This is a genomic window from Streptomyces triticisoli (genome assembly GCF_003270085.1).
Taxonomy (GTDB): Bacteria; Actinomycetota; Actinomycetes; order Streptomycetales; family Streptomycetaceae; genus Streptomyces; species Streptomyces triticisoli.
Genome location: NZ_QFDQ01000044.1, coordinates 1 through 10,444, shown reverse-complemented (window position 1 = coordinate 10,444; position 10,444 = coordinate 1). Strand labels below are relative to the sequence as shown.

Sequence of the window (10,444 nt, the reverse complement as noted above, 5' to 3'; positions counted from 1 at the left end):
CGCGGGCCGGACGCCGGCGGGGGCGGCGTCTCGAAGCGGGCGGTGCGGCCGAGGCCGGTCGCGGCCGGCCCCTCGTCCTCGTCGACGGGCAGCCGGCGCGGGACCGTGAGCGCGCGCGGGATCACGCTCGTACGGTCCTCCGCGTTGTCGTGCTCCGCGGCGAGGGCCTGCGGCGGCAGAGCGTCCAGCTGTTCCTCGCTGAGCCCCGCACGCGCCTCGCGCACGCGTGCGAGCAACGCGACCGCGTCCTGCGGCCGGACGTCCGGGGTGCGCGCGGTGGCCTGTGCGACCAGCTCGTCCAGCTCGTACGGCAGCCCCGGAACGGCGGCCGACGGGGCCGGCACGTCCTCGTGGAGGTGCCGGTAGAGGATCTGGGCGGGGGACTCCCCCTGGTGCGGCTTGCCGCCGGTCAGCATCTCGTACAGCACGACCCCGCACGCGTACACGTCGACCCGGGGGTCGGCCGTGCCGTGCTCGATCTGCTCCGGCGCGAGGTAGGAGACGGTGCCGAGGACTGCTCCGGTGGTGTTCGTCACCGTGTCCACGGAGCGCACCAGCCCGAAGTCGGCCACCTTGACCCGGCCGTCATCCCCTATCAGGACGTTCTCCGGCTTCATGTCCCGGTGCACGAACCCGGCGCGGTGCGCGGCGCCCAGCGCGGCGAGCACCGGCTCCAGGATGTCCAGCGCGGCCCGCGGCTGCAGCGCCCCGCGCTCGCGCAGCACGTCGCGCAGGGTGCAGCCGGCGACGTACTCCATCGCGAGGTACACGTACGACCCGTCGGTGCCCTGGTCGAAGACCTGCACCACGTTCGGGTGGGCGAGCCGGGCGACCGACTTGGCCTCCCGGATGAACCGCTCGACGAACGAGCCGTCGACCGCGAGCGTCGGGTGCATCACCTTGAGCGCGAGGATCCGGTCCAGGCGGGTGTCCAGGGCCCGGTAGACCGTCGCCATCCCGCCGGCGGCGATCCGCGCGTCGACGCGATAACGGCCGTCGAGCACCTGCCCGACAAGAGGGTCCTGAAGGGTCGTATCCACGCAGGTGAGTCTACGAGCAGCCAAGGACACCCGACCGCCACTGCGACCGACCTGTGACGCACACGCTGCCGAGCCCGCACACAGCCTGCGGGCAGTCGTGCCTCCCCCAGTGCTGAACGCCTGGGGGGACCCCCATCGCCCTGGGGGTCCCCCTGCTCGAGCGCAGCCGAGAGCTTGGGGGAGGGTGGGCGCGGGGCAGGACCCCGCAAGCGCGGGCGAGCGTACCCACCCCCACAGCGCACCCCAGAGCACCTAGAAAGCCGGCCGCTCCGGATCCAACCGAGCAAGCCCCTCCGCAGGAGACGACGCCTCCGCGAAGTACCGCTTCGGAATCCGCCCGGCCCGGTGGGCCAGCCGCCCCGCCTCCACCGCGTGTTTCATGGCCGCGGCCATCACCACCGGCTCCCGAGCCCGCGTCACCGCCGACGCGAGCATCACCCCCGCACACCCCAGCTCCATCGCCAGCGCCACGTCCGAGGCTGTCCCCGCCCCCGCGTCCAGAATCACCGGCACGCGCGCGTGCTCCACGATCAACTGGAAGTTGTGCGGGTTCCGGATCCCCAGCCCCGACCCGATCGGCGACCCCAGCGGCATGATCGCCGCACAGCCGACGTCCTCCAGCTTCCGCGCGAGCACCGGGTCGTCGTTCGTGTACGGCAGCACCGTGAACCCGTCGTCGACCAGCGTCTCCGCCGCGTCCAGCAGCTCGATCGGGTCCGGCAGCAGCGTGCGCTCGTCGGCGATGACCTCCAGCTTGACCAGATCGGTGCCCAGCGCCTCGCGCGCGAGCCGCGCGGTCAGCACCGCCTCACCGGCGGTGAAGCAGCCCGCGGTGTTGGGCAGCACCTGGACGCCCAGCTTCTCCAGCACCGACAGCACGGACCCGTGCACGGACGGATCCACCCGCCGCATCGCGACCGTGGTCAGCTCCGTGCCGGAGGCGACGAGCGCCCGCTCCAGCACCTCCAGGCCGGCCGCACCCCCCGTCCCCATGATCAGCCGGGAGGTGAAGGACGTCCCACCGAGGACCAGGGGGTCGTCGGCCATGGCTCAGCCTCCCTGGACGGCGGTCAGCACTTCGACGCGGTCGCCCTCGGCCAGGGCCGTGGACGGCCACTGCGCGCGCGGGACGACGGTCTCGTTGAGGGCGGCGGCCACCCCGGAGGGCGCCGGGGTGAGGGCCTGCACGACGGTGTCGAGGGCCGTGCCGGGCGCGACCCGGCGGGACTCGCCGTTGACGGAGATGTTCATACGGGCTGCTCCGTGAGTGCGGGGGCGCGAAAACGCCTCGGGGTGAAGGGACGGGCCTCGTCCGGCAGCTCGCCGGTGGCCAGGACGTGCGCCATGGCGTCACCGGTGACCGGCGTGAGCAGCACGCCGTTGCGGTAGTGGCCGGTGGCCAGCAGCAGCCCGTCGAGCTCGGTCGGACCGAGCAGGGGCGCGTTGTCGGGGGAGCCGGGGCGCAGTCCCGCGCGGGTCTCCGTCAGCGGCAGCTCGGTGATCCCGGGCACCAGCTCGTGCGCGTCGCGCAGCAGCTGGTACACGCCGCCCGCCGTCACCGTGGTGTCCCAGCCCAGCTCCTCGCTGGTGGCCCCGACGACGAGTTCGCCGCTGAGCCGCGGTACCAGGTAGACGTGGCTGCCGCGCACCACGGCCCGTACGGTACGGCTCAGGAACGGCGCGTACCGCTTGGGCACGGTCAGCCGCAGCACCTGCCCCTTCACCGGCCGCACCGGCGGCAGTACGTCGTCCGGGACGCCCGCGAGCTGCCCGCTGCGGCTGCCCGCCGCGAGGACCACCTGGCCCGCGCCGAGCGCGGTGCCGTCGCTGAGTACGCAGCCGGCGGCCCGGCCGCGGGCCACGGTGAGCCGTTCGGCCCAGGTGCGGTGGAAGACCACGCCTGCCCGTTCGCAGGCCGTGACCAGGGCGTGGGCGAGCCGTCGCGGGTCGATCTGGTGGTCGCCGTCCACCCGGAGCCCGCCGCGCACGCCCGGCGCGAGCATCGGCTCCAGACGCCGGCAGTCCCGCCCGGACAGCCACTCCGACTCCAGGCCCGACTGACGCTGCAGCGCGTGCAGGTCGCGCAGGTGGGCACGGTCGTCGGCGTCCAGCGCGACGGCGAGCGTGCCGCAGCGGCGGTAGCCGAGGTCGTGGCCGGTCAGCTCGGTCAGCTCGGCCGCGAAGTCCGGGTAGCGGCGGGCGGAGGCCAGGTTGAGTCCGAGCAGGATCTGCTCGCCGTGGTGGAGTTCGGTAACGGCGGCGAGCATCCCGGCCGCCACCTGCGCGGCCCCGCCGCCCGGCTCGGGGTCCACCACGGCGGTGGCGAACCCGCGCTGCGCCGCGCGCCAGGCCGTCACCAGCCCGATGACTCCGCCCCCGATGACCAGGACGTCCGGCATACGTGGCAACGACATGGGCGTCCAGCCCCTCCCTTCGCCGGCATGACCCGGATCAGGTTCGTACGGTCGGAGGCCGCCAGCCTCCCTCTCAGCCCGGTACGTCCGGGCTCCCGCGAGTCCTTGTACGGTGGCCACCCTAGCCCGCAGAGCCTGATCTTGTAAGGGAGACTGCCCATGGCCCGCTCGCTGGACGGCCGCGTCCTCGCCCCCGTAGCCGACCAGGCCCCCGGGCAGGTGGGCACCCGCACCCGCTTCACCTACCACGAGCGGGAGGGGCGGATCTGGGCCGAGTACGCGGGCGGAGACGTCGTGCACGGCCATCTGGTGGGTACCCGGGAGGGCGACCGCCTCGACTTCCGGTACGTGCAGCTCGGGCAGGACGGGACGACCTCGTCCGGGCACTGCGTGTCGACGGTGGCCGAACTGCCCGACGGGCGGGTGCGGCTGGAGGAGGCCTGGCGGTGGGAGTCACAGCCGGGCAGCGGGACGAGTGTGGTGGAAGAGCTGGTGGAGCACGCCGTGGAGCAGGCCGCCCCGCACGCCCCCTGACTGACGGAAAGTCAGCCGTCTATGGTGATCAGGTGAGCGACCAGACGCAGGAGAAGAGCACGTCACAGCCGCGGCGCGTGGTCGTCGTGGGCGCGGGCATGGCCGGCGTGCAGACCGCGGTCGCCCTGCGCGAGCAGGGCTTCACCGGCACCGTGACACTGATCGGCGCCGAACCCCACCAGCCCTACGACCGGCCGCCGCTGTCCAAGGCCGTCCTGCTCGGCAAGGCCGAGGGCTCCGCCTTCGACATCGACTTCGAGTCGCTCGGCCTCGACCTGCGGCTCGGCTGCGAGGCGCTGGCCGTACGGACCGACGCGCATGTGCTCGACACCTCCGCCGGGCCGGTGCCGTACGACGTGCTCGTCCTGGCCACCGGTGCGGAACCGATCCGGCTGCCGGGCGCCGAGGACATCCCCGGCGTGCATCTGCTGCGCACCCTGGACGACGCCGAACGGCTGCGGCCGGTGCTCACCGAGCAGCACGACATCGTGGTCGTCGGCGCCGGCTGGATCGGCGCCGAGTTCGCCACCGCGGCGCGCGAGGCCGACTGCGCCGTGACGGTCGTGGAGGCCGCGGACCGGCCGCTCGCGGGGGCGCTGCCCGCGGAGGTGGCCGCGCCGATGACCGCCTGGTACGCCGACAGCGGCACCGAGCTGCGTACACGCGCGCGCGTGGAGCGTGTCGAGCCCGGCGCGGTGGTGCTCGACGACGGCTCGCGGCTGTCCGCGGGCGCCGTGGTGGTCGGCATCGGCGCGCGGCCGGCCACGGGCTGGCTGGCCGGCTCCGGCATCGAGCTGGGCGAGTACGGCGACGTCCTGGCCGACGACCATCTGCGCACCTCGGCGCCGGACGTGTACGCGGTCGGCGACTGCGCCTCCTTCCCCTCGGGGAGGTACGGGGAGCGCCTGCTGATCCATCACTGGGACAACGCGCTGCAGGGTCCGCGCACGGTCGCGGCCAATGTCATCGGCCCGGCGTCCGCGGTCTACGACCCGGTGCCGTACTTCTGGTCCGAGCAGTTCGGCCGCTTCGTGCAGTACGCCGGCCATCACGCGTCCGCCGACACCACCGTCTGGCGCGGTGATCCCTCCGGGCCGGCGTGGACGGTCTGCTGGCTGCGCGAGGGCCGGCTCGTCGCCCTGCTGGCGGTCGGCCGACCGCGGGATCTGGCACAGGGCCGGCGGCTGATCGAGTCCGGGACACCCATGGATCCGGACCTGCTGGCGGACCCGGCGCGGCCGCTGAAGGCGGCGACGGGGTGAGGCACGAGGGCACCGGCGGACGGGCCTGACTTCCTAGTGTCAGTGGCAGATGGCAGGCTTGATTCCGTGACCGAGATTGACGCAAAGATCGATGCTCTCGTCCCTGCCTGGCTCACCTTCCCCGACATCGCCGAAAAGCTCGGCGTCGAGGTGACACGAGTGCGGCAGCTGGTCAAGGAGGGCCAGCTCATCGCCGTACGCCGCGGTGAGAACCGGGCGCTGCACGTCCCCGCCGCCTTCATCGACGGCGACAAGGTCGTCAAGGGCCTGTCCGGCACCCTGACGCTCCTGAGGGACGACGGCTTCACGGTCGAAGAGATGATCGAGTGGCTGTTCACCCCCGACCCGTCCCTCCCCGGCACCCCCGCCCAGGCCCTGAGCGAGAACCGCGGCACAGAGGTGAAGCGCCGCGCCCAGGCCCTGGCGGTCTGACCCGCACACCCGGAGCGGCGTGGGCGGCCCCTCCAGGGGCGACCGGCGCACCTCACCGGCCACCCACGCCACCCACGCCGCATACGCGTGTGCACGCCGCCGTGCCCGTACGCCGGCCGTGTACCCGAACCGATGAGTCCCAGGGGGATCCACCATGCCCGAAACCGTTGCCGTCGTCGGCGCTCGCGAGCGGCTTGCCGACGCGCGGCTCTATCTGTGCACCGATGCCCGCCGCCGGCAGGGTGACCTCGCCGAGTTCCTGGACGCCGTGCTCGCGGGGGGCGTCGACGTCGTGCAGTTGCGGGACAAGGGGATGGAGGCGGGGGAGGAGCTGGAGCACCTGGAGGTGTTCGCCGAGGCATGTGCCCGGCACGGGAGGCTGCTCGCGGTCAACGACCGGGCGGACGTCGCCCACGCCGCCGGTTCCGAGGTGCTGCATCTGGGGCAGGGGGACCTTCCCGTTCCCGCGGCCCGCGCGATCCTCGGTGACGGCATCCTGATCGGGCGGTCCACGCACACCGAGTCCGAGGCCGCCGCGGCCGCCGTGCAGGACGGTGTGGACTACTTCTGCACGGGTCCCTGCTGGCCCACCCCCACCAAGCCCGGCCGGCCCGCCCCCGGCCCGGGCCTGGTCCGGTACGCCGCCTCCCTGCGCACCGACCGGCCCTGGTTCGCCATCGGCGGCATCGACCTCGGCAACCTGGACCAGGTCCTTCAGGCCGGCGCCCGCCGTGTCGTCGTGGTCCGGGCCATCACCGAGGCCGACGACCCCGGCGCGGCGGCGGCCGAGTTCGCCGGGCGACTGCGGCAGGCGGCCGGGCAGGCGGCCGGGCAGGACGCCGGGCAGGACGCCGAGCAGGGCACGGCACGCGGCACGTGACACGCGGTACACGGCACGTCGGCGTCTCACCCAGTGGACACCTGGCGAGACCCGACTCGCCCATTTCGGGCCCCGCTGTCCGAAAGGCGGACAGCAGTCCGGCAAATCGGGCAAATCCCCTGCCTCTGGTTGGGGGACCGCCGTCCCCTGGCTAACCTGCGAGTATGGCCCTCGGAACCGCATCCACCAGGACTGATCGCGCACGCACCGTGCGCGACATCCTCGCCGCCGGCAAGCCGACGTACTCGTTCGAGTTCTCGGCGCCGAAGACCCCCAAGGGCGAGCGGAACCTGTGGAGCGCGCTGCGCAGGGTCGAGGCGGTCGCGCCGGACTTCGTCTCCGTGACCTACGGCGCGGGCGGCTCCACACGCGCGGGCACGGTCAAGGAGACCGAGCAGATCGTCGCCGACACCACCCTCACCCCGGTCGCGCACCTCACCGCCGTCAACCACTCCATCGCCGAACTGCGCAACATCATCGGCCAGTACGCCGACGCCGGGATCCGCAACATGCTCGCCGTGCGCGGAGACCCGCCCGGCGACCCGATGGGCGAGTGGATCCCGCACCCGCACGGGCTGACGTACGCGGCCGAACTGGTCCGGCTCATCAAGGAGTCGGGCGACTTCTGCGTCGGCGTCGCCGCCTTCCCCGAGATGCACCCGCGCTCGACCGACTGGGACACCGACGTCAAACACTTCGTCGACAAGTGCCGTGCGGGCGCCGACTACGCCATCACGCAGATGTTCTTCCAGCCGGAGTCCTACCTCCGCCTGCGCGACCGCGTCGCCGCGGCCGGCTGCGAGACCCCGGTCATCCCCGAAGTCATGCCGGTCACTAGTGTGAAGATGCTCGAGCGGCTGCCTCAGCTCAGCAACGCCGTCATCCCGGACGGTCTGAAAGAGCGGATCCTCACAGCGAAGGACGATCCTGCGGCGGTACGCTCCATGGGGATCGAGTTCGCCACGGAGTTCTGCGCGCGGCTGCTGGCCGAAGGAGTGCCCGGACTGCACTTCATCACGCTCAACAACTCCACGGCGACACTGGAAATCTACGAGAACCTGGGTCTGCACCAACCGCCGCAGACCTAGACCGGCCGCATCCGCGTACGACACACTGCGTAGCGGCCACTGGGAGAGGGGCGTACATGGGCTGGACGGTCCTCTACATCGCGTTCGGTATCGTCGCGCTGTGGCTGCTCGGCGAAGTGCTGCTGCAGTACAAGGCACGCCTGCGCTGGCGACTGCTCGCCTTCGGGGGCTTTCTCGGGGTCGTGCTCGGTGTACTGATCCCGTCCGTCGTCGTCATCGGTCTGGGCGCGGCCGCGTTCGCGGTCGGCCAGACCTATGTCACGCTGTCCTTCCGCCGCGGCTTCGCGGCCGGCTGGGCGGTCGGCCGTCCCGGCGCCGACGGCGAGCAGAAGCCACCGCGCCGCCGCGGCAAGGGCGAGCGCCAGGACCCGACACTGGAGGTCTCCGACCTCGAAACGCACGGCGACCACGGCGACACCGGCACCATGCCGGCCCTGCACGGCCACGACAGCACGTCGTACGGGCACAACGACGACTTCGACCACGACGACGTCTTCGCCCCCGCCGAGCCCACGGCCGCGCAGGCCACCGCGGTGTACGAGCCGCAGCCCCTGCCCGACGACACCGGCTCGTACGGCGTCTACGGCGACTCGGCCCAGCAGGCGGGCACGCACTCCTCCTACGAGGGCGCGGGCCGGCCCCAGGACCAGTACGCCACCGCCGACCAGAGCTACGCGTACGACTACTCCAGCTACGGACAGCAGGGTTACGGCTACGACACCTCCGGCCAGCAGCAGTACGACGGCTACTCCGACCCGTACGCCGGCACCCAGACCTACGCCGGCACCCAGACCTACGCCGGCACCCAGACCTACGACGGCGCCTCCTACGACACCGCCCACGGCGGCCGGCAGGACTACGGGCAGCAGGGCTACGGCACCCAGGACGCCTACGCCGGCTCGGGCTACGGCGGCGAGACCCCGGCCGGCGGGGTGTGGGTCCCGCCGCAGCGCAGCGACGAGTCCTACGGCGGTGAACTCCCGCCGGAGCAGCAGTCGTACCCGTACCAGGGCGACAACCACGGTCAGCAGCAGCACGGTTCGGGCTTCGACGAGCAGTACCGCTTCTGACCGCCGCCCGGCTCACTGGGAGCCGCGGAACTCCGGCCCCTCCACGATCAGTCCGGCCACCAGCGCGCCCGACATGCCGGCGTGCGGCAGCCCGCCGCCGGGATGCGACCAGCCGCCGATGGTGAACAGGCCGGGAATCGCGGTGGTGTTGGCCGGGTGCAGCAGACGCCCCTCCGCCGCGGCGAGCGCCGGCGCGGGAACGGCGCCGCCCTCCGCGCCCGTCGCCCGGGCGATGTCGGCCGGGGTGCGGATCTCGTGCCACAGGAGCCGGTCGCGGAGGCCGGGTACGGCACGCGAGGCGGCGGCGATCATACGGTCGGCCTGTTCCTGAAGTCCCGTCGATGCCGACGCCGGGACCGTCGCCGTGAGCGTGACCGCCTCGTGGCCGGGGTCCGGGACCAGCGCCGGATCGTCCGGACGGGACACCGTGACCGTGGGCCGCGCGGGCAGCCCGGGGGCCGCGCCGAACAACGCGTCGAGCTCGGCCTCGCGGTCCTCCGTGTGCACCACCGTCCGATGGGCCGTCCCCTCGGGCCGGCCGCCGCGCAGCGCCAGCAGCACGGTGAGGCGGCTGGGCGCCCCGGGCCGGGGCGGTACCTCTCCCTCGCCTCGAAGAGCCGTACCCCGGACCATGCCGTCCAGCGCACGGGGGCTCGCGCCGGCGACCACGAAGTCCGCCTCGGTCACCGTCCCGTCGGCGAGCTCGACCCCGGCCGCCCGGCCCTCCTTCTCGACGATCCGCGTAACTTCGGCGCCGAAGACGAACTCGACCCGGCGCGCCAGGCACCGCTCGTACACGGCGCGCGCCAGCTCGCGCAGGCCGCCGCGGACGTACCAGGTACCGAAGGCGTGCTCCATGTACGGCAGCACGGCGGCGTTCGCCGGGGCCGTCCGCGGGTCGAGGCCGTACGCGAGCGCGTGGCTCTCCAGAAGGGCGGCCAGACGCGCATCGCGCAGCTCCCAGGCGCCGACCTCGGCGAGCGTGCCGGCCCGGCGGGTGCGCAGCAGGCGCTTGTGCGGGACGGCCGGGTAGGGCTCGCGCTCGGCCAGCACGGGCCAGTCGAGCCACAGCGGCTCCTCCAGGAGCGGGCGCCGGGAGCGGTCCCAGGTCTCGCGCGCCCGCACCAGGAAGTCGCCCCAGCGCCGCCCGACGCCCGCCCCCAGGGCATCGTCCAGGGCCGCGACGACACCCGCGCGGGAGGCGTTCGGCAGGGACACCTCGGTGCCGTCCGCGAAGACGTGCCGCGCCGACGGATCGACCTGGACCAGCTCGACGCAGTCCTCCAGCGGCTCCTTGCCGGTCTTGACGAACAGGTCCCGGTGGACGGCGGGCAGCGGCAGCAGCCCGGGCCCGGTGTCGAAGGCGAAGCCGTCCCGCTCGGCCCGGCGCACCGCACCGCCGTACGTCTCCGTACGCTCGAACACCGTCACCCGGTGCCCCGCGACGGCGAGGCGGGCAGCCCCCGCCATCGCGCCCATCCCAGCACCGACCACCACGATCCGTCCCATGCCAGCGACTGTATCGACCCGCACCGACAACCCAGCCCGCAGCCCGCAGCCCGCAGCCCGCAGGCCGCGGGCGCGGGATGCGGTGGGTGGTCCCGCCCGGGAGACGCCGGCCAGTGGCCTTCCCGCCCGCGGGAGCGTGTGCCCGGGCCGCCGGGGCCTGTGCGCCCGGCGCCGGGCCCGTGCGGTTCCGGTGGAGGGGCCTCGCCCGACGGCCG

The 10,444-nt window shown here is 73.5% G+C and carries 11 protein-coding genes and 1 riboswitch; of the genes, 6 read left to right on the top strand and 5 right to left on the bottom strand.

Going from position 1 to position 10,444, the window contains the following annotated elements; all coding sequences use genetic code 11:
* The 4 genes from DEP02_RS08420 to thiO form a co-directional block, all read right to left on the bottom strand.
* Nucleotides 1–1,040 (bottom strand): protein kinase domain-containing protein (locus DEP02_RS08420; RefSeq protein WP_198668348.1); only part of this gene is annotated, 1,040 nt, incomplete at its 3' end.
* A gap of 252 nt (nucleotides 1,041–1,292) precedes the next feature.
* On the bottom strand, nucleotides 1,293–2,087 hold the full coding sequence (locus DEP02_RS08415; protein ID WP_112466725.1) for a thiazole synthase: 795 nt from the start codon (nucleotides 2,085–2,087) through the stop codon (nucleotides 1,293–1,295).
* 3 nt (nucleotides 2,088–2,090) lie between these two features.
* Entirely contained in the window at nucleotides 2,091–2,291 is a 201-nt protein-coding gene (gene thiS / locus DEP02_RS08410) for a sulfur carrier protein ThiS (RefSeq protein ID WP_112466724.1), read from the bottom strand.
* Nucleotides 2,288–3,454: a glycine oxidase ThiO gene (thiO, locus tag DEP02_RS08405; RefSeq protein ID WP_112466723.1), complete on the bottom strand. Its 1,167-nt coding sequence runs from the start codon at nucleotides 3,452–3,454 to the stop codon at nucleotides 2,288–2,290. Before thiO ends, thiS begins: the two co-directional genes overlap by 4 nt.
* Nucleotides 3,452–3,563, bottom strand: a riboswitch (TPP riboswitch). (Overlaps the previous gene by 3 nt.)
* A gap of 50 nt (nucleotides 3,564–3,613) precedes the next feature.
* Between thiO and DEP02_RS08400 the strand changes: the two genes are divergently transcribed.
* The 6 genes from DEP02_RS08400 (at nucleotide 3,614) to DEP02_RS08375 (ending at nucleotide 8,720) form a co-directional block, all read left to right on the top strand.
* On the top strand, nucleotides 3,614–3,988 hold the full coding sequence (locus DEP02_RS08400; RefSeq protein WP_112466722.1) for an avidin-fold protein: 375 nt from the start codon (nucleotides 3,614–3,616) through the stop codon (nucleotides 3,986–3,988).
* Between the two features lie 32 nt (nucleotides 3,989–4,020).
* Entirely contained in the window at nucleotides 4,021–5,250 is a 1,230-nt protein-coding gene (locus DEP02_RS08395) for an NAD(P)/FAD-dependent oxidoreductase (RefSeq protein ID WP_112466721.1), read from the top strand.
* Between the two features lie 66 nt (nucleotides 5,251–5,316).
* A complete protein-coding gene (locus DEP02_RS08390; RefSeq protein ID WP_112466720.1) occupies nucleotides 5,317–5,682 on the top strand; it encodes an Rv2175c family DNA-binding protein in 366 nt (121 codons plus the stop codon).
* Nucleotides 5,683–5,836: 154 nt separating this feature from the next.
* Nucleotides 5,837–6,562 carry a thiamine phosphate synthase gene (gene thiE, locus DEP02_RS08385; RefSeq protein WP_112466719.1) on the top strand — a complete coding sequence of 242 codons (726 nt, stop codon included), beginning with the start codon at nucleotides 5,837–5,839 and terminating at the stop codon, nucleotides 6,560–6,562.
* A gap of 164 nt (nucleotides 6,563–6,726) precedes the next feature.
* Entirely contained in the window at nucleotides 6,727–7,650 is a 924-nt protein-coding gene (gene metF / locus DEP02_RS08380; RefSeq protein ID WP_112466718.1) for a methylenetetrahydrofolate reductase [NAD(P)H], read from the top strand.
* 56 nt (nucleotides 7,651–7,706) lie between these two features.
* On the top strand, nucleotides 7,707–8,720 hold the full coding sequence (locus DEP02_RS08375) for an SCO2102 family sporulation regulator (RefSeq protein ID WP_112466717.1): 1,014 nt from the start codon (nucleotides 7,707–7,709) through the stop codon (nucleotides 8,718–8,720).
* Between the two features lie 12 nt (nucleotides 8,721–8,732).
* Here the strand turns inward: DEP02_RS08375 and DEP02_RS08370 are convergent, their stop codons facing one another.
* On the bottom strand, nucleotides 8,733–10,229 hold the full coding sequence (locus tag DEP02_RS08370; protein WP_112466716.1) for a phytoene desaturase family protein: 1,497 nt from the start codon (nucleotides 10,227–10,229) through the stop codon (nucleotides 8,733–8,735).
* Nucleotides 10,230–10,444 lie beyond the last annotated feature (215 nt).